The sequence below is a fragment of the Deltaproteobacteria bacterium genome (assembly GCA_029210625.1).
Taxonomy (GTDB): Bacteria; Myxococcota; Myxococcia; order SLRQ01; family SLRQ01; genus JARGFU01.
Genome location: JARGFU010000002.1, coordinates 227,290 through 252,983, shown reverse-complemented (window position 1 = coordinate 252,983; position 25,694 = coordinate 227,290). Strand labels below are relative to the sequence as shown.

The window sequence follows — 25,694 nt, the reverse complement described above, 5'->3', positions numbered from 1 at the left end:
GGTGCGATGGAGGGCCCCCCCACCCTGGCGCCGCAGACGGCGGCCCCGGCGAAGCTGAGCGGCGTCGATGCGCCGGACGTCGAGCTGGTGACCGCCCTGGTCACCGGGCAGGTCCTGCGTGAGAGCGACATCGACCTCGTCCCCGCCGCCTTCGACGAGCGGGGGGGTGGCTTCGTCTGCGACGTCCTCCTCGAGCGGGGTCTGATCACCGAGACCAACCTCCTGCGCTTCTTCGCCACCCACCTGCGCACCCGCTTCGTCGTGGCCGAGAAGCTGGCCGCGGCGACCATCGAGCCGGAGTGCCTCGAGCGCCTCCCCGTCCGCCTGGCCGAGGAACTGGGCGCCATCCCCCTCTGGTGGGACGCCAAGCAGGAGACCCTCTCCTGCATCGTGGCCGTCCCGCTGACGGGCCAGCGCCTCTCCCGCCTCCGCCAGGCGGTCCAGACCTCGGGAGGCAAGCAGCTCCACGTCTTCCTCGCCACCTGGAGCGCCGTCGCCGCCGCCCAGCAGAAGCACTACTACGCCAACGCCCAGGCCTTCGACGACTTCGCCGCCTCGGGCGCCGGGCCGCCGCCCGAGCGCGCCCCCCAGGAGCCGGGGCCCGAGGAGAAGAGCGAGAAGACGCGGGTGCTCTTCCAGAACGAGCACGAGAACCTCCTGGCCCTGCGCCAGGAGAACGTCCGCTTCCGGATCGCCCAGGAGTTCCACCGGCGGGTGCAGGTCCTGCGAGGCCTCGGGCCGCAGCTCGAGGCCATCGTCGAGCTGGTCTTCGACCTCCTCACCTGCGACACGGTGGTGCTCGAGCTCTCCGACGGGACGAAGGCCCACCGCTCGCACTTCGACGATCCCGACACCCAGATCCCCCGCTCCCTGGTCGAGGAGGCCCTCCAGAGCCCCGAGGGGCTGCTGCGCAACGGCATCGGCCTCGACGGCCGCGCCACCTCCGAGAGCGTCTCGCTCAAGGGGATCAAGAGCGCGATGGTGATGCCCCTGGCCACTCCGACCGGGAACCTCGGCATCCTCTACCTCGAGAGCCTCTCGGCTCCGGCGGCCTTCGACGAGAACGACCGGAAGATGCTGGCCGGCGTCGCCGCCCAGGCCTCGGCGGTGATCCAGAACTCCACCCTGCTGGATCTGGTCGAGCGCGAGGCCGAGGCCCGCACCCACCTCTCCCGCTTCCTGCCCCCGCAGCTGGTCGATCAGGCCGTGACCGGCGGCATCGACCTGAAGCTGGAGAGCCGCAACACCACGGCCACCATCCTCTACGCCGACATCCGCGGCTTCACCCGGGCCACCGGCCAGCTCGGCGCCGAGGCGATCGTCCGGGCGCTGACCGGCTTCTACGAGGAGATGACCGAGGCGGTCTTCGAGCGGCAGGGGATGGTCGACAAGTTCATGGGCGACTGCGTGATGGCGGTCTGGGGTGCCCCCCTGCCGGTGCCCGAGCACGCCCACCTCGCCCTGCTGGCGGCCCGGGAGATGATGCAGCGCGCCTCCCGGCTCCAGCTGGGCGACGCCCCCCTGCGCCTGGGCATCGGCGTCGCCTCCGGGACGGTGGTCGCCGGCGCGATCGGTGGCAGCCGCCGGATGGACTACACGGTCATCGGGCCGGCGGTGAACATCGCGGCCCGCCTCTGCGACCTGGCCCACGGCGGACAGATCCTCACCACGGCCCAGACCCTCCGGGCCGCCGGGAAGGAGCTCCCCACCGAGCAGCTGCCCCCCACCCCGCTCAAGGGCGTGGCCGAAGCCCTCGACATCCACCGGGTGCTCTGGTCGACGGCGCAGACCACCGCCGACGCCCCGGCCACCACCGACCTCGCCAAGACCGGCACCGATCCCTTCCTGCCAGTGGCGCGCTCCTTCACTCCGGTGGCCATGCCCGCCATGAGGCCGCCCGCCCCGGCCGCCGCTCCCGCGCCGCCGACCCCTCCCTCGCCGACCGACGAGGAGGACGCGGCGGCGGCCCCCACCCAGCTCGGCATGCCGGTCACCGCGGCGCCCGAGCTACCGGCGCCCTCGCTGGGCGAGGTGCCGGTCCCCGAGTACGAGGCCAGCCCTCCTCCCACGGTGGTGAGCGCGCCGGTCCCCCTCCCTCCGCGGCCCGCCGCCCCGGTGCCGCCGCCGCAGGCCGCCGTGCTCCCCCCGGCGCCTGCTCCGGAGCCCCTCGCTGCCCCTCCGGGCCCGCGGGCGACCACCATCTTCGATCTGCCTCCGGCCAGCCCGCCGCCGGCCCCCCCCGGGGCCCAGGCACCTGCTCCCGCCGAGGCGCCAGCCGCCGCCGACGCGGAGATCGACGTCGACCTCGATCTGGAAGAGGAGCCGCCCCGGCTGGAGAACGAGCATCCGCCCCTGCCCCAGGGTGTCCCCTGGGTCGACACGGATTGACGATGAAGCGCGCCACCCAGCCCACCTCCGCCCTGGCCACCCTCTTCCTGCTCGGCAGCAGCCTCGCCCTGATCCCCGGCTGCCCCCGGGACGACGGTGAGGGTGACGGTGGGACCGACGCGGGGATCGAGTGCACGCCGATGACGGTCGAGGACGACTGCCAGCTCGACGACGGGGATCCCTGCACCGAGGCCGCCTGCATCGAGGGGGCCTGCGTGCTGGTCCGCCGGCCGGCGGCGATGGAGCGCATCGTCACCCACGTGCCGGCCCAGCCGATCGAGGCCCTCGAGTATCACTGGGGCCGCCTGCTCCTCGCCGAGGGGCCGGACGGCGTGGGGGAGTACCGGGTCTCGATCGACCCCACCTCCACCACCGTCACCGAGCGGGTGCGCTACCCCACCACCGGACCCGCGAAGTCCCTGCGCGCCCTGAACGGTCACGTCCTCGTCTCCGAGGGAGAGACCGGCCTCGAGGTCTTCGCGGACGGGAACCCCGACGCCGAGAGCCTCTACCTGGGACCCGACCCGATCACCGGCTCGGCCATGATCGACACCACGGTCATCGCCTTCGCCTACGCCAAGGGCCTCGACTTCGTGGACTACGCCGCCTGGACCGCGCCGGCGCCGCAGATCACCGTGGACACCCGCGGCCGGGCCTTCGACGCCATCGGCTGGAACGATCTCATCCTGGTCGCCGACGGCCTCGCCGGCGTGGCGGTCGTCGACTTCACGGACCGCGCGAACCCGGTGCTCCGGCCCGAGCCCCTCATCCGCACCGAGGGCCGGGTCGTCGCCCTGCGGCGCCGGGGCAACCTCCTGGGAGTCGCCGAGTCCGGTGCGGGCGCCGGGCTCTTCGACCTCGGCGCCTCCGGCGGCCCCGCGCGCCTGCTCTCCATGGATCTGGGAGGCCCGGTGGTCGACGTGGACGTCATGTCCCGCAACACGGTCCTCTTCGCCGCCAGCGATGGCGGCCTCACCATCCTGGACCTCCTCGATCCCGAGAACCCGGTGGTGTGGATCCGCGAGGTGCCCGAGGGCCCGGTCCTCGACATCTATCGCTCGGGTGAGCAGGTCGCCCTGGCCATGGGCGACGCGGGGGTCGCGATCTACGACCTGAAGTGCACCCCGCCCGATCCGACACCCTGAGGGGGCGCCCGGAGGCGGGTCAGAAGCACTCGACCTCCCGGAAGGTGCGGGCGTTGACGTCGACCTTCCGGCTCAGGAGGTCGATCCGCGCCTGGACTTCGGGCACCCCGTGCAGCCCGAGCATGTCGCGCTTCTTCATCAAGACGCGCAGCAGCTCGCAGTTCAGGTAGCGGCGCATGATCGGGCTTCGTACCCGCTCCTCGTGGACCGCGGCCATCTCCAGCAACGCCAGCGCCCGGGAATCGTAGCGGCGGGCCTCCAGCTGGGCGGCGGCCGCGACGAGATCCATCACGTGCACGGGATCTTGCTCGATCATGTGATCGGCCAGCCGCAGCGTGCGCCCGGGGTGGGCACCGTTGTGGGAGATCTGGTCCATCAGGATCGCGCGGTAGGCGTCCTCGTCCAGCTCCTCCCGCCCGGTGTTGCGAGCGATCCACTCCACGAACTCCGGCCGCTTCCACCGCTCCTCGCGCCCCTCCTCGATGACGGTCCCCTGCCCGGCCAGGAAGGTGCGCAGGGTGCGCCACTCGGCCAGGGGTCGGGCGGCGCCGAAGACCACCCCGGGGTTCTCCTCGAGGCGCGGGTCGACCTCCTCCTGGGAGAGGATGCGCAGGGAGAGCAGCCCCTCGCGGGACCGGATCCCGGCGCGGTGGAGCACCTCGACCTTCCCGGGGGCGAAGAGGCGGTCGAGGCGCTCCGGGGTCACCGAGAGGGGCGAGGTGCCGGCCACGAAGAGGACGTCCCCCGGGATCGTCTCGTAGACCTCGATGTGCGGGAAGACCGCGCGGAGGGTCCGCAGCACGTCCCAGAAGAGGCGCTCGTCGGCGTTGTAGGTCCCCAACCAGACCGCAGCGACCCCGCCCGGCTCGAGCAGGTGCCGCATGTTCTCGAAGTGCCCCCGGGAGAAGAGGGCGCCGGTCCCGCGCACCCAGAGGTTGGTCGGCTGCTGGTTCACCACCGTGTAGCCGCCCGGCGAGCGCAGGGCCTCGGTGGCGAAGCGGTAGAGGCCGTCCTCGATCGTGATCTTTACCTCCGGCGCCTCGAAGAGGCCGTCCACGTACTCCCCGAAGCTGGCCTGGGCGGCCTCGACGACCTCGGGGAGCAGCTCCACGATCTCGATCCGGGCGGCCCCGGCCGAGCGGATCGCGGCCGCCGTCATGCCCGAGCCCAGCCCCAACACCATCGCCCGGCCGACGGGCTCGTCCACGTAGAGCATGGGGATGAGCCCGACCAGCACCTGGGAGGCCTGATCGGTCCCGCTCCCCGCGTCGACCTTCCCGTTGATCATCATGTAGCGCCGTGGGCCGTTCGGGGTCGGCTCCTCGAAGGCCGCGACGTTGGCCATGGCCCCCTCGCGGCTGTAGAGGGGTTTCAGGTTCTCGAAGCGGCCCTCGAGGAAGTCGCGCCGGCCCGCGCTGGACGCGTTGGGGGGAGCGATGAACGACCCCACGTGGGGGAGCAGCTCGGGCCAGGGGGTGTGCAGGGTGAGGAAGGCGACCAGGAGCGCGGCCGCGCCGAGGCCGGCCAGGCGGCCGCCCTGCCGGGGCACCACCCGGAGCGCCAGGTGCAGGGTCAGCACGATGCAGACCACGATGAGGAAGAGCTGCGTCCCGTAGAGCCCCAGCGCCGGGATCAGGACCACGCCCGCCACCACCGCGCCGAGCGCGTTGCCCAGCCCGTACACGCCGTACATCCAGCCCGCTGAGCGGTCGCCGGGCTCCTCCCGTCGCAGGTAGCCCATCACCAGCGGCAGGTAGAGCCCCATCGCCAGGCAGGGCACGGCGAGGAGCATCGAGGAGAAGAGGATAGACGAGGCGAAGTACTCCGCCATGGTCGCCGTGGGCCGCAGCCACGAGGCGTAGAGGTGGAGGACGACCGGGTGGAGCAGGAGCATCACCGCGACGCCGGCCCCCAGCAGCGCCGGCCCCAGGGAGAGGATCTGGCGGATCCGGCGGTCGGAGGCGCTGGCGCTGATCTTCCGCGAGAGGGCCGTCCCGAGCGCGGTCAGGCCGATGAAGCTGAAGAGCAGCCCCGTGAAGTAGGGGGTGGTCGTCCCGCCGGTCATGAAGACGAGCCGGATCCCGACGATCTCGACGGCGAGGGAGCAGGTGGCGAAGACGAAGATCGCGACCGCCAGCTCGCCCCAGGGAAGGAGGAGCTCGACCTCGGTCCGCCGCTTCCGCCCCTTCTTCCCGCTCTTCTTCGGGGTCTGCGGCTCCTCGGTCGAGCCCTCGAGGCGGCGGGTGGCGGCGAAGGCCGCGACGCCGAGCCCCGCGGCCACCACGAGGACCATCCCGGCCCAGATCCCCAGCAGGGGCACGATCAGCATCCCGCCCAGCAGCACGCCCACCGCGGCCCCGAGCAGGTTCCAGAGGTAGACGAAGCCGGCCGGGTTCTTCAGGCCCCCGGCCAGGGTGGCCGCGCGGACGAAGACCGGGAAGGTCGCCCCCATCACGAAGGACGGGATCGTCAGGTAGAGGGTCGTGACCAGGGTCGCCGCGATGGTCGGGAGGAAGACCCCGAGCCCCTGGGCCACGAAGAGGTAGAGGGGGAGCACGAGGCAGAGCAAGGCCACCAGCCCCTCGAGCGCCCCGTAGAGGCGCAGCGGCCTCGGGTAGGTGCTCAGCCACCCATAGCCGCCGGCGACGCTGCCGACCGCGCTCCCGAGCATGAACATCGCCGTCACCGCCGTGGAGGCCAGCAGAGCGGACCCCACGGTGTGGGAGAGCATCCGGAACCAAATCGCCTCGTAGCCGAGCGCCAGGGCGCCGGAGAGGAAGATGATCAGCCGCAGGACGTGGATCGAGAGGGCTGGTGCGTTGTCACCAGGGCGATTCAAGCCACCAACGTCTGCACCGATGCGGTGAGCGTCAACCGACGCCACCTTCGCCACTCCTGCCGCGAATCGAATAGGCTACCTGCTGGCTCTGACGACCGAGAGAACAGGGGAGAACACATGCGCATCGCCATCACCAGCAATCAGGGGACCCTCGTCACCGGACACGCCGGCCGCTGCCGGAGCTTCCTCCTCTTCGAGGCCGAGGGCGACGCGGTGGAAGCGCTGCCGACGCTCGAGCTGGCGGCCGACGACACCCTCCACGAGCGCGGAGAGGGCGCCACGAGGCTGCTCGAGAGCGTCGACGTGCTCATCACCGGCGGCATGGGCTCCGGCCTGATCCGGCGCTGCGAGCGCGCGGGCGTGCGGGCGGTGATCACCGATCTGCAGGATCCCACCGAGGCCCTGCGCCGCTACCTGGCCGGAGAGCTACCCGCCGCGGTGGCCGGCGGCGCCGGCGAGGGCTGCGACTGCAGCCACTAGAGGCCGGGCGCCCGCCCGTCGATCAGCGATCGAGGCGCACCCCGACGGCCGGGTTCTCACCGGGGACGAGGTCGAGCTCGAGCCACCTCTCCAGGGAGAGCTCCCGGTTCACCAGCCGCAGCCGCTGCTTCCCCGCCGACAGCTCGACCTTCCGGAGGGGCGTGTCGCCGAGCTTCTTTCCATCCTCGGTCCAGACCTCGGCATAGGGATACGCGTTGATCGGCACCCACGCCTTCTCCGGCACCGGGAGCGCCACAGCCTCAGCCTCCGCTTCAGCCTCAGCCTCCGCTTCAGCCTCAGCCTCCGCCTCAGCCTCAGCCTCCGCCTCAGCCCCCGTCTCGACGGCCGTCCCCGTCCCCGTCTCCGTCGCCGTCTTCCCCAGGGCCTCGACGGCCTCCTTCACCTTCCCCTTCGCTCCGGGCCTCTCTCGGGGCCCGACCGGCTCCTTCACCGGCGCGCCCTCTCCCGAGCCCGTCTCCGTCAACGTCCCCGTGCCCGTCTTCTCCCCGCGCTCGACCGGATCCGCGACCGGCTCCCCCGCCCCGCTCGCCGTTCCGGTCACCGTCTCCGGCGGCTCCACGGTCTCCACCGGCTCCCCCTCGATCCCGTTCCAGGCCACCAACCCCAACACCACCGCCCCCACCACCGCGAGCCCGCCGACCAGGCGGCGACGGGAACCCGCGGTGCCCGCGGGCTCCTCGACCGGGGCGCGTGACCCGGAGGCCGGCTCGACCTCGGCCGCGGCGGGCGAGGGCTCGGGTTCCAGCGGCACCGTCCCCAGGGCCAGCAGCTCCGCCGTCCGCTCGGCCCCCGAGAGCTCCGCCCCGGCCTCGGTGAGCTGCGCCGCGAGCCGCGCGGCCGCCGAGTCCGTGCGCACCGGCGAGATCACCCCGCACTCCCGCAGCAGGGCCGCGAGCTCCGGCTCGGTGTAGGGGTGGGCCCGGCGGGCGAGCAGGCTGGTGAGCGCGACCTCCACCACCCCCGCGTCGGCGCCGCGCTGCTCGGGGTCGGCGGCGAGGAGGGTCATCACCTCCTGGCTCAAGTTGGCGTCGAAGCCCAGGGCCTCCAGCGGCTCGATGGGGTGATCCGAGCGCACCAGCTCCAGGGTCGCCTCCAGGCTCTCCCCCTGGCGCGGGGGGCGGCCGGTGAGCATCTCGTAGATCACGCAGCCCAGGCCGTAGAGATCCGCGGGGGGGCCTCCCTCGGCGCCCCGGAGGATCTCGGGCGCCACGTACGCGGCCTTGCCGTAGGCGACCCGCGTGGTCCGGCCGGCGCCCACCGCCCGGGCGATGCCGAAGTCGGTGAGCTTCACCTGTCCGGTGTGGGAGAGCAGGACGTTCTCGGGGCTCACGTCGAGGTGGGCGTGGGGCGTGGGCTCCCCGCCGGGCTCGACGTAGTGGTGGGTGTAGCGCAGGGCCCGGGCCGTCTCACGGGCGACGAAGAGGACGGGATCGAGGGGCAGCGGCCCCTGCTTCGCCAGCAGGCCCCGCAGGGAGCAGCCGTGGACGTACTCCATGACCAGGAAGAGCTGGCCCTCCTCGTCCCTTCCGGCCTCGAAGGTGGCGACGATGTTCCCGTGGGTCAGGGCCAGCGCGATCTTCGCCTCCTCGACGAAGCGGGCCTCACCCTCGGAGCTGCCGGTGGCCTTCGCCGGGAGGATCTTGAGCACCAGGGGCCGCTCGGGCCCCGAGGCGCCGGCGACCCGGGCCCGATAGACCTCGGTCATCCCGCCGCCGGGGATGCGCTCCAATAGCTGATAGCGGCCGACGCGGCGGGTGTTTGGGGCAGAGGCTTCCACTCAACCTTTGATTCTACCCCGAAGCCTCACGGCCCTGCTCGTACACGTCCACGTACACGTCCACGTGCACGGCCTTTCCATTTCTCCCAACACGGACTCCGGGTCCCCTGGAGGACCCGTGTACGTGTACGTGTACGTGGACGGGCGGCTCAGCGCTGATCGTCGAGGATCGTCTTGAACTGACCCGAGACGGTCGCGTTCCCCCGCTGCCCGATGACCTCGGCATCGAGGGATCCCTCCACCGCGGCCCCGGCCTCCGGGGCATAGGCATCGAGGACGAGGGTTCCGGACTCCATCTCGGGGATGGGCGTCCCACCGGAGCGACCAGAGAGATCACCGTAGAGCGCGAGATCGACGGTCGCCGGTCCCTCGAGGCTGACCTGGTTCACGTTCACCGTCGCCCGCACCACGACCTCCCGGTCCTCGTCGATCCACTCGACGGAGAGCTGACTGGGGAAGAGGCGGGCGCGGGTCTCGACGAAGCTGAGGTCGTAGTACTCATCCAGACTACCCGAGAGCTTGTCGGGCCCTCCCCCGCAAGCCACCCCGGAGAGGGCGAGGAGGAGGAGACCGGAGACGAGGGAGAAGGAGCGGATCATAGGAGTGGCTCTCGGGTTGCGATCTTGGTCTGGAACTCGAACTCGCCGCCGACCTGTTCCACGCACTGGTAGCCGATGATGGCCCGCCCGGTGCTGTCGAAGGCCAGGGAAGGATACATCCCGCAGTGCCCCTCGCCACCTTCGTCGACCACCTCGGTCACCCAGGTGCCCGCGTCGTCCCAGGCGAAGACCACGGCGTCGTCGTTGGGGTTGCAGCTGCCCACGCCCCGGTTCACCCGGACGCAGCGGTAGTAGGCGATGCCGAGGTTGCCCTCGGGGTCGAAGGCGATCGATGGTGAGTAGCCCTCGTCGAAGCGGGGATCGCCCAGGCGCTCCTTCTCCCAGCCGTTGGCCAGGTCCTCGAACTGCGTGGGATCGGTGAGGCGGGCGAGGTAGGGCAGCGCCTCGCCACCCGAGTAGTAGGCGAAGATCGGCTCGCCGGTGCGGGGGTCGTTGGTCACCGCGATGCGCTCGGCCGTGCCGCCGATGTGGAGCTGCAGCCGCTCCCAGGTGGCGCCGCCGTCGGAGGTGCGGGTGGCCCAGATCCCGTGGCGGGAGGTGATGATGCCCTCGGTGGGCACGTGGTAGGCGATCACCGGCCGGTCCTGGCCGTCGAAGGTGATGGCGTTGTAGTTGCCGGCGCCCTCGCCCCAGTCGACCGGGATGTTCTGGAAGCCGCCGCCGTTGCCGAGGGCCAGCTCGAGGTCGGCGCGCTTGAAGTCGTCTCCCTGGAGGGAGCCGGCGTGCACGTCCTTGTAGGCGAAGCCCATCCGGCCGCCGGAGTCCCAGGCCAGGGAGGTCCAGTAGCCCACGACCTCTCCGAAGTCGCTGGCGGGCTCCCCGGTGGCCGCCTGTCCGCTGGAGGTGACGATGGTGGTGGGGGTCCAGCCCCCTCCCCCGCCCCGCTCCAGGATGCCCACGTCGTTCGCGCCGCAGAAGAGCAGGAGCGGCACCGGATCGCCGATCATCGTGGCGATGGTGGCCGTCCCGCCGGGGGCGGTGTGGAGCTGGAGGCCCACCGGCACCCCGAGGTAGAGGGGCGCGAGGACGTCCTCGGCCGTCCAGCCGCTGGCGCCCTCCTCGGCGTAGCGGATCTGCCAGCGCTGGCGCCGCGGCGGGTTGTCCGGGATCTCGGTGCAGTCGCCGTCGTCGTAGGCCTGGGTGGCGAAGTAGGCGACGCGCCCCACGTCACCCGGCCCGACGGCCACCGAGATCTGCATCCCGACGTTGCCGGTGTCGATGGTCTCGCTGGACCAGGGGTTCGTCGGCAGGCTGCCGTCCCGGCGCCCCGCGTCGAGGTCGCCACCGTCGAGGGGGGGCGGGTCCCCTCCCCCGTCGCAGCCGGCGAGTCCGAGGGAAAGCGCCAGGGCGCCGACGATGAGGCTACGGCTGGCCACAGCCGAGATCGATGGTTGGATCATTGGGGTCCGTCCAGATCTTGCAGGGAGGTTCTTCACAGACGTTCGACACCTTCTCGATGCAGAAGCGGTAGGTCTGATCCGAGCTCCAGTCGGCGCCGTCGTTCTGCAGATCGCGGATCTGGATGCCGTAGCTGGAGTGGTTGCGGAAGGCGTAGAAGCACTCGTCGCCGGCCTGGTCTCCGCCGTAGGCGCCGACCAGCGCGCCCTGGGTCCCGCCGGAGAGGGGGATGAGGCGGTCGAACCAGAGGCTTGAGCCCCGGTAGATCGCGACGAAGGTGTCCGCCGGTCCGGGATCGACGTCGTAGACGAAGCGCAGCGTGCAGTCGGAGGCCGGACAGGGGTGCTGGTAGGTGTACCAGTCCTGATCCATCTCGTAGGAGAGCGCGCCGGTCACCCAGTTGCCGGAGTTGCAGCAGTCGCCCACCGTGCAGTCGTGCACCGGCACCCCGCTGGCCCGGGAGAGCTGGAGGCTGGAGGAGTCGCCCTGCTCGATCCGGTGGGTGTAGACGTTCGAGGGCTCGTGGGTGTCGGGGTCCCGCCGGACCCGGATGCGCAGGGTGTAGGTGACGTCGGGGGCCGCGCCGTTGGCCTGGAAGTCCGAGGCCTTCACGTAGACGTAGTTGTCGCCGAAGAGGGGCGCCGAGATCATCGCGCGGTTCGGCGGCGGCGCGCCGGTGCCGGGGGTGCTCGAGCTGTACTGCCGCTGGATCACGGTGGCCCCGCACTGGCCGTCACGCAGGCAGGAGCCCGAGCCGGCGCAGAAGCCGTCGGGCATGCAGCTGTTGAAGAGCCCGGCGCAGTCGTAGTTGTCGCCGCAGGTCTTGGTCAGCGAGACGCACTGCGCGTGGTCGCTGCAGGGCGAGGCGACGTGGGGCCGGATCAGGCTCACGGCGGCCTGCACCTCCTCCTGCAGCGCCCAGGCCTCGGCGTTGGAGAGGGAGCCGGTGTTCAGCTCGACCTCGGCCTCGATCACGCCGTTGGCGCAGCCCGAGAGGGGGATGCGGAACCAGTCGTTGTCGCCCGCCGCGCCGAAGGTGCCGGTGAGGACGATGTCCGGGCTCCAGCCCGCGCCGCAGGTCTGGGCCGCCAGATCGGTGGGCTCCCCGGCGTGGTTGTTGGGCTCGTTGGGATCGTTGTCCGGCACCAGCCCCACCGTCAGGGTGTAGGGCACGTCGGGGTCGGCCTCGGAGCCATCGTCGTCGCTCACCACCACGTACCAGTCGCCCGGCTGGGTGACGGCCACCAGGCGATCGAGCTCGGTGGCGCGCAGCGCGCCGGCCGGGTTGCTGATGGTCACCACCACGTTGCCGGAGGCGTCCTCGAGGCGGAAGGTGGGCTGATAGGTCGCGACCTCGGACTGCAGCTGCACCCGCAGCACGTTCCCGGCCGGGACGTTGACCCGGTACCAGTCGCTGTCGCCGCGGCAGGCGACGTTGCCGTTGACGGGGGTGTTCGCGGCCAGGGCGGTGGCCGCGCCGGCGTCGTCGTTGGGCTCGCTGCCGTCGGGATCCGGGGCCGAGGTCACCGTGAGGTGGTAGGGGCGCCGGATGTCCTGGGCGTCGTCGTTCTGATCCCGCACCACCAGGAAGTAGTCGCCTGGCGCCATGCAGTGGACGATGTCCAGGCTCCCGCCGACGTCCTCGGCCGGCGGCGCCGCCACGGCGTTGCCCGGCACCCCGCTCGCTTCCCGGGTGTGGATGGCGTAGGTGGGCTCCACCGGAGAGAGGGAGTCCGGCTGGCAGTCGCCCATGCAGAGGCTCACGCCGACCAGGTGATCGCCGGGCGCCATGGTGAAGCGGTACCAGTCCTCGTCCTCGATGGGGCAGAGCCAGCCGTCGACCTGGGTCGCGAGGGCCAGATCGGCCGCCGAGCCGGGATCGGTCGAGTCGTCCCACTGGCAGGAGCCCGCGGGCCCGCTGTCGCTCCCGCCCCCGTCCGGATCGCCCTCCCCCGGCGGGCAGCCAGCCGCGAGGAGCAGGACGAGGGGCAGCGCCAGGAAGAGCGCCCTAGGGGCGGAGGCAGTGCAGGTCCGGATCGAAGTCGCGCACATCGACGAATTTCCCTCTCCAGGCTTCGGGGTTGGTCAGGAGGTCCTCTGCCGGATCGGCGCCGCCGACCGTCATGCGACCCGAGGGCGGGTTCTTGTAGTCGCCGTCGGCGACGTAGCTCGCCTCCACGCAGGCGACCCGGTAGGCCGCGAAGGTCTCGGGATCGTCGAAGGCCACCTCGCCCGCGTAGACGAGCACCCGGTTCCATCCGTTCCCGGGGAAGTCGGCGGCCGGGTTCTGCAGGGTGGGGACCAGGGTGATGTTGCTGACCTGGAAGTCGTAGCAGGTGCTCGCGCCCTGCAGTCCCAGCTCCTCGATCCGGTACCGGTAGGCGGCCTCGGAGCGGAAGGCCGAGTCGTCGCAGAGGGGATCGGTGGCGGTCTCGACCTCGACCCCGTTCGGCGTCAGGTCGAAGTCCAGATCGCCGACCTCGTCCGCCTCCACCGGGCTGGTGCGGAAGCGCACCTCGAGGGTGTCGGGCAGCCCGTCGGCGTCGGAGTCGGTGCCGTTGCTGGCCGAGCCGAAGAAGATCTCCTCGCAGTCGCCCAGCCGATCGCCGTCGCGGTCCTCCCAGTCGCAGCGGCCGTCCACGTCGAGGTCGGGGCAGTCGCACCAGCCGTCGAGGTCGGTGTCGAGGCAGTCGTGGCCGGCGGCGTCCATGCAGACCTGGTCGGGGTCGCCCACGCAGTCGCAGACGCCGTCGCGGTCGCCGTCCCGCAGGCAGTCGCAGATCCCGTCGCCCTCGCCGGAGTCGGGGCCGGGGTAGCCCGGATCCGGCGGGCAGAGGCCGTCCACCCCGCAGGAGCCGGGGTTCTCGCCGGCGTCGGGGCCGGGGTAGCCGGGGTCGGCGGGGCAGAGCCCGTCGGCGCCGCAGGACCAGGGGGCCTCGCCCGCGTCCGGACCCGGGTAGCCCGGCGATTCCGGGCAGGAGCCGTCGGCCCCGCAGTCGCGGCAGGGCTCGGGGACGAAGCACTTCGAGTCGTCGGGATCGAGGGGATCCCGCCCCGACATCCGGAAGTCCCACTCCACCCGATCGGAGAGGCCGTCGTCGTCGGTGTCGGCGAGGAAGGGATCCGAGCCGATGCGCAGCTCGACGTGGTCCGCGAGCCCGTCGCCGTCCGAGTCGACCAGCGGCTCGCCGCAGTCCATCTCGCCGCTGCCGTCGAGGTCCACGTAGGCCAGGGAGTCGAAGCGGGGCATCTCGATGTCCGGCTTCTGGTGCTGATCGAGGAGGGCCATCTCGTTGATCACCGCGAGGGTCCGCAGGGTGAAGACCCGCCGGATGATCGAGAGATCGATGTGGAGGAAGTTGATCTCCTCGCCGTTGGGGAAGGAGCGGTAGGAGCCGCCGCCGACCTCGGCCATCTGCCGCAGGAGCTGCTGGGCCGGCTGATCGAGGGCCGGCCCCTGCCCCGCCGAGAGGTAGGCGGTGTGGAAGGAGAAGTCGCCGACGTGGAAGAGCTCGGCGAGCCGCCGCAGCTGCAGCACCGACTCGAGGATGTTCTCGGAGGAGTTCTCCCGCGACTCCTGATCGTCGATGTCCGGGATGCCGTCCGAGACGAAGATCACCACGTACTTCGAGAGGGGCAGCGACTCGATGTCGCCCTGGAGCATCTCGGTGCGCAGCTCGAAGTAGGCCTCGGAGAGGGCGTTGAGGTAGTTCGTGGTCCGGTCCGTGTCCTGCAGCTGGGAGGTCGCCGAGGTGAGCTGCAGGGGGTCCACCGTGAAGTAGGAGTCGGGCACGGTGTCGCCGTCGTAGTCCACCGGCGTGTAGCTCTGGGCCTGGGCGGAGAAGCGCATGATCCCGATGCGCACGCCCTCGATGCCCTGGTCCAGCAGGTCCTGCCAGGTCGCCTCCACCGCCATCTCGCGGCCGGTCTGGAGGGTGACCGGATCCACCGGGTCGGTGATCCGCATCGACTCCGAGCCGTCGACGATGAAGAGCACCCGCAGCGGGAAGATCAGGCTCTCGGGCTCTCGGGTGCAGAGGCTGCCGTCGATCTCGAGCTTGTCGTCGCGGTGGGTGTCCTCGCGGGGCGGCCACTTCTCGAGGGTGGAGCGGGCGCAGCCGAAGCCCAGGCCGAAGCCGAGCAGGCCGAGGAGGAGCAGGACGTGATGCCGGGCGGCTCGCTTGCGCATCACTCCCCTAGCCTCCCGTCACCGCGGGGCAGGTCCGGCACTCGTCGCGCAGATCGTTGAGGAGCTGCTGCAGCCGGGAGATCTCCCAGGGCCGGTGGCAGTCGGTGTCGGGATCGAAGATCTCGAGATCCACGAAGATGTCCGAGGCGGTGATCGGGATGCGCATGATGAGGTCGGGGTCGGCGTACTTGCGGACCAGATCCTCCAGCTCGTCCCGGGTGAAGAGGTACTTGCCCACCTGGATCTTCGCCGGCATGCACTCGCGCATGCGGTTGATGAGGCCGCCGCGGCGGCCGTTCGTGGCGCACTCGTCCCGGATGGCGTCGAACTGGGCCTGGAAGGCGAAGGCCACCGTGTCCCAGTACTCCTGGGTCAGCTCGATGACGCCGCTGGGCGGGTCCTTGGTGGTCTCGCCCTGGTAGTAGGCCTCGACGCAGGCGACCTGGGTGATCGGCCGCGCGCCCACCAGCTGCACCGGCTCCTGCATGGCGTAGATCAGGATCCGGTTGAGGCCCCGGTCGCTGGGCAGCGGCGTGGGCACCAGCTCGATCCGGCTGACCCGGAAGTCGTAGCAGCGCCGCAGCTCGAGCTCGCCGGTGAGGAGGTTGGGGATCAGGTGCTGACCGAGGTCGTCCAGGCCGTAGCGGATCGAGGAGGTCCGATAGCGGTCCATGTCGGGGACCAGGGGCATCGTCCGGGCGCGGATCTCGTCCCGGTTCGAGAGGCCGTCGAAGTCGGGGTCCTCCTGGCTGTCGTCCCGCAGCGGATCGGTGCCGGCCCGCAGCTCGATGCCGTCGGGGATGCGATCGCCGTCGGTGTCGGGCAGCCGGGGCCCGGTGCCCATGAAGTTCTCCTCGCAGCCGTTGAGCCCGTCGCCGTCGAGATCGGCGGTGTCGGTGCAGGGCGCGGAGGGCAGGTTCGGATCGACCGGGTCGAAGCCGGAGCTGTCGTAGCGATCCTCGAAGAAGTCGCGGTAGCCGTCCTGGGTGGGCACCCCGGCCGCGTCGACGTCCGAGTCCGGCTCGAGCCAGTTGGTGCCCAGCTCGTCCTCGACCAGATCGGGGATGCCGTCCATGTCCGAGTCCGGGACCATGGCGTCGACCGTCGGCACCGCGTGCTGGTTCACGGCCAGCATCTCGGTCATCCAGTAGACGCTCTCCAGGGAGGTGTAGTCGAACTCGAGGAAGTCGGTCTCTCCGGTGGTCGTGTTCACGTCCCGGAAGATGCCGTTCCCCGCGTCGGACATGGACTGCATCATCGCCACAGCGGTGTCCCGGTCGCCGCCGAGGAGCTGCGCGTACTGCGCGGTGCAGCGGCTGGCGACCACGGCCTCGGGGGCGAAGAGGAAGACGCTGTGGAGGGAGAGCTCACCCGAGGAGTAGGCGTCCTTGAGCGCCATCAGATCCTCGACGCGGGCCATCAGCTGCTCGGGCTGGTTGTAGGCCGGGCAGATGCCCTGCATGTCGACGTAGAAGAGGTCGGGATCGACGCGGTCGCGGCGGAAGGCCGGATCGGTGTTGCAGACCCCCGAGAGGTTGTCGGGGTGCAGCACGTTGTCGTTGATGTTGGCGCAGTCCGGATCGGCGCCGTCGGCCAGCCCGTCACCGTCGTCGTCGTCGCCGTTGGTGCAGTTCGGGATGTCGTCCTCGCAGCCCGGCAGGCAGGTGGGCATGGGCAGGCCGTCGGAGACCATCACCACGATGTAGCGGCTGCGCGCCCGCTCGGCCGCGCCCACCGCGATCATGTCCTGCTCGATCATCTGCACCGCCGTGGCCAGCGCGCCCTGGTAGTCGGTGGCGGTGCCGTTCTGGTTCTCCGGAGCGTTGAGGAAGGAGGTGATGTCCTGCGCGTTCTGGGTGAAGTTCAGGCGCCGGGAGAAGGAGGCGAAGGCCACCGCGCCGATGTGGACGTTGGGCGCGGCCAGCATCCCCTGCACCACCTCGTTGAGCGCGGTGTAGCGGATGTTCATCGGATCGGTGCACTGCAGGGAGGCCGAGGCGTCGAGGAGGAAGAGGATCTTCACCGGGAAGGTGACGTTGTCCGCCGGGTAGGTGCAGATCGAGCCCTCGACCTTCAGCAGGTTGTCGTAGACCACCTGCTCCTCGGCCGGCTCGTACTGCAGGCGCGCGTCGGTGCAGGAGCCCAGCCCGGCGGCGAAGGGCACGAGGAGACCGAGCAGGGCCAGTCCTCCCAGGACGACTCCCCAGGCTCGAGCCCCTCGCTCAAGGTCCATCTGCTGCATTGATCGCTGGCCTCCCCAGTTCCCGCTCATCCTATCCTAAGAACGACGGCCTCTCGACGCACTCCGGCCCGCGAAGGACCAGCAAGGTTCGTGCCCGGGACCTTCCGGCCGCCAGGGGCCCAGGAAGCCCTCTCCCGGACCCCTCGCGCCCCCGTGGGTGAGTGGTTGACCCCACACCGCTGAGGGGTGGAGGCGCCGGACCTCGTCCTCGGGTCGATGGTTCGCGGCATCAAACGAGTTCAGGGAATTCGGGCCTCTCGACGGGGGGTGTGGGGTACGCCCTACATTGAACGCGCCCCGGTGGTCTGGTGTAGAATTCCTGGCTTGCTGAGGTTCTGGGGACCATACGCGATCGGCCTGGGGCTGATTGTTCTGGGAGCGGGGTGTCTGTCGGGGCCGGCGGTCTCCGTCGAGGTCTGCGGCGACGTGGCCGTGCCCACCGAGGTCGACACCCTGCGCCTCTCCCTCTCCGACGAGAACGGCGTCGAGTCCTACTCCGGGGTCTTCGATCTCTACGAGTTCCCCGCCGACGGCGGCTGCCCCCTCGATCCCGAGGCCCTGCCGCAGAGCTTCGATCTGCGCGAGGGCGCGGGGAGGATGTGGGTCACGGTCCAGGGCCTGCGGGATCAGATCGAGGTCACCCGGGTGGAGGCCCGGATCGAGTTCCCGGTCCGCGGCAGCACCGACGTCACGGTGGCGCTCACCTCCGACTGCCTGGGCGTCTCCTGCGCCTTCGGTCAGACCTGCGTGGCCGGCCTCTGCGAGATCGCCCAGTTCGGCGGCACCCCGAACGTCTGCGAGACCCTCCAGCCCCGGGATCCCACCACCCTCCCCGACGGCGGCAGCGCCTGCGGCACGGACGGGGGGCCCTGATGCGGCGGCTCGCGCTCCTCTCCACCCTCGGCCTCTTCACCACGCTGGCGGCCTGCACCGAGGCGAACCTCTACCACCGCTTCCGCCCGCCGGCGGAGCCGGATCGCATGACCCTCCAGGGGCGGGTCTGCACCGAGGATCCGGCCTCGGCCCGCTTCCCGGTGAAGGTGGTGCTGGTGGTCGATCAGGCCGCCGGCCCCCTCTTCTCCTCCTTCGATCCCGGCAGCCTGCGGATCCAGGTGCTCTCGGCCTTCGTCCAGTCGGCCCTCACCCACCCCGAGTACGAGCTGGCGGTGGTGGGCTACGCCGGCGCCAGCCGCAAGCTCGCCCCCCTCGAGGGCAACTTCACCCGGAACCCGGGCGAGCTGCTCAACGCCATCAACCAGCTCTCGCTGCCCCAGCCCTGCATCGGCAACTTCCAGTGCCGCCGCTACCGCGAGGGCCTGCGCACCGCCCGCGCCCTCATCGAGGGGGACATGGCCGAGGTCACCTCGGGCGAGCGGATCCTCACCCAGTACGTCATCATCCTGGCCAACGCCGGCCTCCACCAGCCCCTGACCATGCGCTCCGAGTGCTGTCAGCCCACCGACACCGCCTGCATCACCGGCGGCAACGTTCAGGATCCGAATTGCCAGGCGCAGCTCGAGGTGCTGGACGTGGTGGAGATGTCCGAGGCCGTCCAGCGGGCCGGCGCCGCGGGCCTGCGCCTCCACGTGGTCCACCTCGCCGCCGAGCTGGCCTCCTCCGACAACGACACCGTGGGCTGGGGCATGGGCCGGATGGCCTTCGCCGGCTCCGGGCTCTACCAGCGCTTCGCGTCGCCCAACACCTTCACCCTCACCGGGCTGGACGTGCTGAACCTGCGCACGGTGCTCTCGGCCAAGCACCTGCTGGTCTCCAACGCCAACTCGATCGCCACCGCGGATGGGCAGGTGGTCGACTCGGACGCCGACGGCCTGCCCGACGCCGACGAGGAGCTCGAGGGCACCCTTCCCGATCTGCGTGACAGCGACGGCGACGGGATCGGCGATCTGGTCGAGATCCTGGTGGGCTTCGATCCGCTCGCGATCAACACCCCCTCGGCCTGCACCCCTCTCGAGAACCCCGAGCGGGATCTCGACCGGGATGGCCTCTCCAACTGTGACGAGGCCCTGATCGGCACCGACCCCTCCCTGGTCGACTCCGACGGCGACGCCCTCCCCGACCGCCTCGAGCTGGTGAGCGGCACCGACTACGTGAACCCGGACGCGGTGGGGGACATCGACGGCGACGGAGTGAGCAACGCCGACGAGGTCGCGGCCCACACTGACCCCCGCAGCTCGGACGCCACCGGGCACCTCGCCCAGGGCTACCGCTACCAGATCGTCGACGAGGGCTTCTCCTCCGAGCCCAGCGCCTCGCGCCTGCGCTACCTCACGGGCGTGGAGATCATCGGCATCTCGGACGGCACGGCCGACGGCATCGGCGGCGTGGGGACCCTGCGCTTCTTCGCCGGGGCAGCCCCCAGCCTCACCTGGCAGGATCCCCTCGACGCCCGGCCGGGGCCCGCGGTCGCCGTGGGCAACGGGGGCGAGGTCGAGGTGCCCTCCTCCTCCTACGCCCCCGTGCAGGGAGAGGCCGGCCGCAAGCTCCTCATCCGCGCCGATCCGGCGCAGCTTCCACCGGTCGACACCCAGGAGTCGGTGCGGGTCATCTTCCGCGAGCGCCAGTGCCTCTCCTACACGGTCCGCAACGTGAAGCTGATGGAGACCCTGCCCACCGGCGGCGAGGTCGAGGGCGGCTGGAACGACCTCTTCATCTACTTCGCCCAGGCACCCGAGGATCGCACCACCATCCCCGGCCCCTTCCGGATCGCGAACCTGCCCGTTCAGTACATCCCGCCCGACTTCCGCAACCCGCCCGATGCGATCGTGACGGTGATGGACGAGGAGTTCGTGCGGCCACCCCTGGGAGGCCAGCCATGAGAAGGATCGCCCTCTTGCCCGCGACCCTGGCGGCCCTCTCCCTGGCCTGCGGCACCGGCGGCGGCAAGGTCCCCGAGGAGTGCCTGGATCGCGCCCTGCCGATCCTGGAGCTGCCCCCGGGCGCCGGCCCCGGGGACGCCCCCGGGAGGGAGGCCGTGGTCACCGCCGAGCAGCGCACCGATCGCATCGGCGGCGGCGCCGCGGGCACCGTGAAGATCCTGGTCTTCGACTTCACCCCCTACCAGGGCTCCCCGGCCCCGGTGGACATGGACGGGGAGAACTGCTGGCGAGTGGTGGGCGTGCCGGTCATCGACACCCCCCCCGCGGCCCTCACCGTGCAGGGCGCCCGGATCGAGGGCCTGCCCGGCGGGGCCCTCGACGTGGGCACGGTCAGCGGCGCCTATGCCTCCTCGCCCCAGGCCAGCGTCCTGGGCAGCGAGGAGCTGCGGGCCAGCTGGCAGGCCGACACCAGCGGCGCGGCCACCTTCCCCTCGGTCGACGAGGCCGTGACCGCCGCCGCCCCCCTCGAGGGGCTGACGACCTCCCGGGAGGCGCTGGGCGCCGAGATGCTCGTCGAGTGGGTCCCCTCGGGCGCGACCTGGGTGCAGATCGAGCTGACCACCGACGACCCGGCCGACCCCACCAACCCCGCGACCCGCAATCGCGTGATATGCAGGGTGGTGGACGATGGATGCCAGGCCATCCCGGCGGGGTCGTTGGACTGGCTGTCCCTGAACACGGATACAGCCTCAATCAAGGTGGAACGTCACGAGATCAGACGCACGGCCCCCGAGTCGGGTACCCTGCTGACCCTCGAGACCATCCAGAGCGAAGAGAACGAGGTCGGGATCACCAGTGGCCTCATTTCCGGAGAAGGAGCTCCATGAGCACCATTCTTGAGTACCTGAGTCGTGGCGGATGGATGATGTACGTCATCCTGATCGTCTCCATCCTGGGGACCACCGTCTTCGCGGAGCGCGCCTTCAACCTCTTCCTCCTGCGCAAGCTGGACATCCGCCGCTTCATGGCGACGGTGGTCGGCCACGTGGAGGCCCGCCGCTTCCGCCAGGCCGTGGACGCCTGCTCGGTGAACACCCGCCACCCCGTGGTGGACGTCGTCCGCGCCGGCCTCCTGCGCGCCAACCGGCGCGAGAAGGAGATCGAGCGAGCGATGGAGAAGGAGATGATCGGCGCCCTGCCCCACCTGCAGAAGCGCGTCGGCCTCCTGGGTCTGCTGGCCAACACCGCCACCCTCCTCGGGCTGCTCGGCACCATCTTCGGCCTCATCGCGGCCTTCGCCAGCGTCGCGGCCGCCAGCGCCGCCGAGCGGCAGACCGCCCTGGCCGACGGCATCTCCCAGGCCATGTACACGACCGCCTTCGGCATCGTCGTGGCGGTGCCCCTCCTCTTCTTCCACCACTTCCTCTCGGAGCGCTCCGAGAAGATCGTCCTCGAGGTGGAGGATGGCGCCAGCCAGCTGATGGTCGCCCTCACCGGCACCGTCCGCGAGATGCAGGCCCCCTCGCCCACCAGCGGCTCCTCCGAGAGCCACCGGGGCGTGGCCTAGGAACCCGAACGAGCAGACCTTCAGCGAATGTTCTCCAAGTTCCGCAAGGCGAAAGAGGCCGAGGATCTGAACCTGATCCCCATCATGAACCTCATGATGACCCTCATTCCCTTCCTGCTCCTCGGGGCGGCCTTCTACCACATCGGCGTGATCCCCACCTCGCTGCCCACCCACACCCCGGAGGGGACCAACGAGCCCGAGAAGACCGAGATCGTCACCCTGAACCTGCAGGTGGACGAGGCCTCGGTGGAACTCTCGGCCTCCGCCAGTGGTCTGAGTGAGCAGGAGCTCGAGGCGCTCGGCGGGACCTTCCCCAGGGGGAAGGATGGCTTCGATCTCCCGGCCATCCAGGCAGCGGTGCTGAACGTCAAGACCAACTATCCCAAGAGCGACACGATGATCGTCCTCCCCTCCGAGGCGGTCGTCTACCAGGATCTGGTGAGCATCCTGGACGTCACCCGGGAGCGGATCATCAAGGCCGAGGGCAAGGACGACGTCCACGAGCCCCTCTTCCCGGTCACCGTCTTCTCCCGCCTGATCCGGCCGGACCCCGACGCCGAGGGCGCGAGCACGGAAGAGCCGGCCGAGGAGCCTGCGCCGTGAGGATGCAGGTCAAGAAGAAGAAGGCGCCGGCCCTGATGCTGACGAGCCTCCTCGACATGTTCACGATCATCCTGATCTTCCTGATCGTGAGCTTCGAGGCCGAGGACTACGACTTCAAGCTGAACCCCGACCTCACCCTGCCCGAGTCCTCGGCGCAGAGCGTCTTCAAGCCCGCGGTGAACATGTCGATCACCCCCGACGCGATCATCGTCGAGGACAAGAAGGTCTACGCCCTGCAGAAGGGCAAGGCCACGGCCGAGGACTACCAGGCCGGTCAGATCGACCCGGTGGTGGAGGTCCTCGAGGCCATCTTCCTCGAGAAGAACCCCCCGGGCGGCGACCAGGCCGCCGACGAGGAAGAGGACGCCGACCCCGAGGCGGAGGCGGAGGATCCCGCCACCGAGGAGGAGGAGGCGGGCACCATCGTCCTGATGCAGGGCGACAAGAACCTCGACTACCAGACGCTCTACCTGGTGATGCGCTCGGCCCGCATCGCCGGGTTCTCCAAGTACCGGCTGGCGATCATGAAGAAATGAAGCTCCTCCTCTCCATCGTCGCGGCCCTCCTGCTCTCCCTGCCGGCCCTCGCCCAGGCCGGCGCGCCCCGCGGCGATGACGTGGCAGCAGGCTGCCGCAAGAAGACGCGCCGGCCCGGCAAGAAGAAGCCTCCGCCCAAGCCGGATCCCGTCCCCGAGGCGGCGCCCCCGGCCGCGGCTCCGGCGGAGGCCAGCGACATCCTCGACTCGGGTGAGGGCGACCTCACCGGCCTCTCCGAGGGCGAAGAGGGCGGCGGCGCGGCCCCTCCCCCGGGCGCCTCCTTGCGCCGCTCCAACCGCATGGAGTTCGACGCCCGCCTGGTGAAGGGACAGACCGCCACCTCCGGCGCGGTCTACCTCTTCCAGCGCGCCCCCCGGAAGCTGCCCCCCCTCCTCTCGATGCGGCAGAGCTACCTCCAGCAGATCGTCGAGCCCGTGCTCGGCAAGGACGTGCAGGACAAGGAAGAGTAGACCGTGGCAGGAACCTCCCAGCGCTACCAGGTGCTCCGGCACCTCGCCACTGGCGGCATGGCCGAGATCTGGCTGGCGCGCCAGCGCGGCCTCGAGGGCTTCGAGAAGCTCGTCGTCCTCAAGCGCATCCTGCCCCACCTGCTCGCCAACAAGGAGTTCATCCAGATGTTCGTGGACGAGGGGAGGCTGGCCGCCCAGCTCTCTCACCCGAACATCGTGCAGATCTTCGACCTGGGGAAGATGAACTCCTCGCTCTTCATCGCCATGGAGTTCGTCCAGGGCGAGAACCTGCGCTACCTCCAGAAGCGGATCGGCGAGCGCGGCCACAGCGCGATGCCGGTGGCCTACGCCGCCAAGGTCATCTCCCAGGCCTGTGAGGCGCTCTACTACGCCCACACCAAGGCCGACACCAAGGGCCAGCCCCTCGACCTCGTCCACCGCGATCTCTCCCCGGCGAACATCCTGCTCTCCTACCAGGGGCAGGTGAAGATCGTCGACTTCGGCATCGCCAAGGCCGCGTCGCACATCCGCGAGACGCGGGTGGGGATGGTCAAGGGCCACTACGGCTACATGTCGCCGGAGCAGTGCTCCGGGCAGCCCCTCGATCACCGCTCGGACATCTTCTCCCTGGGCATCGTGCTCTGGGAGATGATCACCGGCCAGCGGCTCTACTCGCACGAGACCGATCTGGCGACGGTGAAGGCCATCTGCGAGACCACGCCGGCGAAGCCCTCCTCGATCCGGGCGAACGTCCCGGCCGAGCTCGAGGCCATCGTGATGCGGGCTCTCGAGAAGAAGCCCGGCGATCGCTTCAAGGACTGCCACCGGATGCACATGGCCCTGGAGCGCTTCCTCCACGGCCAGGGCTCGCCCATCACGCCGGTGCACCTCGCCCGCTTCATGAAGAGCCTCTTCCCCGATCGCCTCGAGGCCTGGCTGAAGGTCATCCAGAGCGGCGGGGAGGCCGAGTTCGACTCCGAGACCGTCGACTCCCTCTCCTACGTCTTCAACATGGGCACCCCCTCCCAGGCGCGCGAGCCCGCGATGGCCGAGGCCCCGGCGCCCGCTGCCCCGGAGGAGGAGGACGACGAGGAGGAGGGAGAGGAGACCCGCCAGGTCCAGGTCTCTCAGGAGCTGCTGGCGGCCATGACCACCAAGGCCCCGGTGGTCACCGACGGCGTCGGCCCGGGGATCGCGCCCAAGGGCATCCACGTCGAGATCCTCGTCGGCGACCGGGTGATGCGCACCGTCGAGCTCCCCGATGAGGCCGTCGTGGGCTCGGGGCCTCGCGCGCACCTGCGCGCCGCCGGCGACAAGACGGTGGCCGAGAAGCACGCCGTCCTCCACCGGGACGGTGACACGATCATGCTGACGACCACCGGCGGTCCGGTGGACGTGAACGGGGAGCGGGTGGACTTCGCGGTCCTCGGCCCCGAGGACACCGTCGCCGCCGGCCGCTTCACCTTCCGGGTGCGCCCCGCGAGCAACAAGGCCCCCGCCGCGGCCCACACCGGCTCGGACGCCACCATGGTGGTCGACCGGCCGCCCGAGCTCGCCGCGGATCCCCTCGGCGCCGCCCGGCCCCCGCTGGCCGAGGAGATGGCGACGGATCCCGCCAGCCAGCTCGGCCACGCCCTGCAGCAGCCCGAGACGCGCCACGAGCGCGCCCCCTCCGCCCCGGTCGAGGACACGGCGGCCCGGGAGGAGAAGGCCGCGCGCAAGGCCGCCGCGCAGGCGGCCAAGGAAGAGAAGGCCCGCAAGGCCCGCGAGGAGAAGGAGCGCAAGGCGCAGGCGAAGGCCGCGGCCCGCATCGAGAAGGAGAAGGCCCGGACCGGCACCGAGCCCAAGATCAAGAGGCCGATCCTGCCGCAGCCGCGGCCGCCGGCGGCCACCGACCTCGACCTCTCCGGCCTGCCACCCGACGGCAGCGCCATCGACATCTACCGGGACGATCCCGAGGACGACGACCTCGAGGTCGGGCAGCCCTCCTACTTCCCGGTGCAGCAGATCGTCGGCGGCAGCGAGGTCGCCGCCCTCACCCTCGGTGACGAGCGGGTGGACGCCCAGAGCGGCCCGGTGGCCGAGGTGCTCCACCTCCAGCAGGAGGTGGTCCAGAGCGCCGCGATCCTCACCGCCGGCAAGAAGTTCAAGCACCCCTCCGAGAGGAAACCGCTCGCCAAGATGAGGAAGGGCGGCTGCCGCGTGAACGTGCCGGCCGGCGTCAGCGCGGTGCACTTCCACGGCGAGTTCGGCCAGGGTGACGCGGTCGCCGGCCCGGCCAGCGTCGATCTCGCCACCCTCGATCGCCTCGAGCTCGCCCTCGACGACGGGCACTACCGGATCCGGGTCTTCCGCCCGGCGGCGCCGCCCGAGGCGGTGAAGGACGCCTTCGCCACCCGGCTCTGGGCGACCTGCGCGGGCCTCGCCGCGGCGGCGCACTTCCTGGGCTTCTTCGCCCTGGTGATGGTGCAGACCCTCGACCTCTTCTACCTGCCGGTCGCCAACACCGAGCTGGCCGAGCAGTTCGCCGAGGGCAAGCTGTCCGACGACAAGCCCAAGAAGAAGAAACCCAAGAAGAAGAA

General features: G+C 70.9%; 18 protein-coding genes. 11 read left to right on the top strand and 7 right to left on the bottom strand.

What is annotated here, in order from left to right; translation table 11 throughout:
- Positions 1 to 6: 6 nt before the first annotated feature.
- Together P1V51_03240 and P1V51_03235 are read left to right on the top strand one after the other, a co-directional pair.
- Entirely contained in the window at positions 7 to 2,388 is a 2,382-nt protein-coding gene (locus P1V51_03240) for an adenylate/guanylate cyclase domain-containing protein (protein ID MDF1562027.1), read from the top strand.
- Between the two features lie 2 nt (positions 2,389 to 2,390).
- A complete protein-coding gene (locus tag P1V51_03235; GenBank protein MDF1562026.1) occupies positions 2,391 to 3,533 on the top strand; it encodes a hypothetical protein in 1,143 nt (380 codons plus the stop codon).
- Between the two features lie 19 nt (positions 3,534 to 3,552).
- On the opposite strand, the gene P1V51_03230 is transcribed toward P1V51_03235, so the two are convergent.
- Positions 3,553 to 6,372, bottom strand: coding sequence for a hypothetical protein (locus tag P1V51_03230; protein MDF1562025.1), 2,820 nt, complete (start codon positions 6,370 to 6,372; stop codon positions 3,553 to 3,555).
- Between the two features lie 117 nt (positions 6,373 to 6,489).
- Here P1V51_03230 and P1V51_03225 point away from each other — a divergent pair, with 117 nt between their 5' ends.
- Positions 6,490 to 6,852, top strand: coding sequence for a NifB/NifX family molybdenum-iron cluster-binding protein (locus tag P1V51_03225; GenBank protein MDF1562024.1), 363 nt, complete (start codon positions 6,490 to 6,492; stop codon positions 6,850 to 6,852).
- 22 nt (positions 6,853 to 6,874) lie between these two features.
- On the opposite strand, the gene P1V51_03220 is transcribed toward P1V51_03225, so the two are convergent.
- The 6 genes from P1V51_03220 to P1V51_03195 all read right to left on the bottom strand — a co-directional run bounded on the left by P1V51_03220 (position 6,875) and on the right by P1V51_03195 (position 17,090).
- On the bottom strand, positions 6,875 to 8,650 hold the full coding sequence (locus tag P1V51_03220) for a protein kinase (protein MDF1562023.1): 1,776 nt from the start codon (positions 8,648 to 8,650) through the stop codon (positions 6,875 to 6,877).
- Positions 8,651 to 8,799: 149 nt separating this feature from the next.
- Positions 8,800 to 9,249 carry a hypothetical protein gene (locus P1V51_03215; GenBank protein ID MDF1562022.1) on the bottom strand — a complete coding sequence of 150 codons (450 nt, stop codon included), beginning with the start codon at positions 9,247 to 9,249 and terminating at the stop codon, positions 8,800 to 8,802.
- Complete coding sequence (locus tag P1V51_03210; GenBank protein MDF1562021.1) at positions 9,246 to 10,646, bottom strand: hypothetical protein; 1,401 nt, start codon at positions 10,644 to 10,646, stop codon at positions 9,246 to 9,248. Before P1V51_03210 ends, P1V51_03215 begins: the two co-directional genes overlap by 4 nt.
- Entirely contained in the window at positions 10,633 to 12,720 is a 2,088-nt protein-coding gene (locus P1V51_03205) for a hypothetical protein (protein ID MDF1562020.1), read from the bottom strand. Before P1V51_03205 ends, P1V51_03210 begins: the two co-directional genes overlap by 14 nt.
- On the bottom strand, positions 12,677 to 14,857 hold the full coding sequence (locus tag P1V51_03200; GenBank protein ID MDF1562019.1) for a VWA domain-containing protein: 2,181 nt from the start codon (positions 14,855 to 14,857) through the stop codon (positions 12,677 to 12,679). The genes P1V51_03205 and P1V51_03200 overlap by 44 nt, the downstream gene beginning before the upstream one ends.
- A 7-nt stretch (positions 14,858 to 14,864) precedes the next feature.
- Positions 14,865 to 17,090 carry a VWA domain-containing protein gene (locus P1V51_03195; GenBank protein MDF1562018.1) on the bottom strand — a complete coding sequence of 742 codons (2,226 nt, stop codon included), beginning with the start codon at positions 17,088 to 17,090 and terminating at the stop codon, positions 14,865 to 14,867.
- Positions 17,091 to 17,423: 333 nt separating this feature from the next.
- On the opposite strand from P1V51_03195, the gene P1V51_03190 reads away from it, so the two are divergent.
- From P1V51_03190 to P1V51_03155, 8 genes are all read left to right on the top strand, one after another.
- Positions 17,424 to 17,972, top strand: a complete 549-nt coding sequence (locus P1V51_03190) for a hypothetical protein (GenBank protein MDF1562017.1) — start codon at positions 17,424 to 17,426, stop codon at positions 17,970 to 17,972.
- Positions 17,972 to 19,936, top strand: a complete 1,965-nt coding sequence (locus P1V51_03185; protein MDF1562016.1) for a hypothetical protein — start codon at positions 17,972 to 17,974, stop codon at positions 19,934 to 19,936. Before P1V51_03190 ends, P1V51_03185 begins: the two co-directional genes overlap by 1 nt.
- Positions 19,933 to 20,823 (top strand): hypothetical protein, encoded by an 891-nt coding sequence (locus P1V51_03180; GenBank protein MDF1562015.1) that lies wholly within the window; start codon positions 19,933 to 19,935, stop codon positions 20,821 to 20,823. Before P1V51_03185 ends, P1V51_03180 begins: the two co-directional genes overlap by 4 nt.
- On the top strand, positions 20,820 to 21,503 hold the full coding sequence (locus P1V51_03175) for a MotA/TolQ/ExbB proton channel family protein (protein ID MDF1562014.1): 684 nt from the start codon (positions 20,820 to 20,822) through the stop codon (positions 21,501 to 21,503). Before P1V51_03180 ends, P1V51_03175 begins: the two co-directional genes overlap by 4 nt.
- Positions 21,504 to 21,530: 27 nt before the next feature.
- Positions 21,531 to 22,106 carry a biopolymer transporter ExbD gene (locus P1V51_03170; GenBank protein ID MDF1562013.1) on the top strand — a complete coding sequence of 192 codons (576 nt, stop codon included), beginning with the start codon at positions 21,531 to 21,533 and terminating at the stop codon, positions 22,104 to 22,106.
- Between the two features lie 2 nt (positions 22,107 to 22,108).
- Positions 22,109 to 22,642, top strand: coding sequence for a biopolymer transporter ExbD (locus P1V51_03165; GenBank protein ID MDF1562012.1), 534 nt, complete (start codon positions 22,109 to 22,111; stop codon positions 22,640 to 22,642).
- On the top strand, positions 22,639 to 23,112 hold the full coding sequence (locus tag P1V51_03160) for a hypothetical protein (GenBank protein ID MDF1562011.1): 474 nt from the start codon (positions 22,639 to 22,641) through the stop codon (positions 23,110 to 23,112). The genes P1V51_03165 and P1V51_03160 overlap by 4 nt, the downstream gene beginning before the upstream one ends.
- Positions 23,113 to 23,115: 3 nt before the next feature.
- On the top strand, positions 23,116 to 25,694 hold a 2,579-nt coding region (locus P1V51_03155), incomplete at its 3' end, for a protein kinase (GenBank protein MDF1562010.1).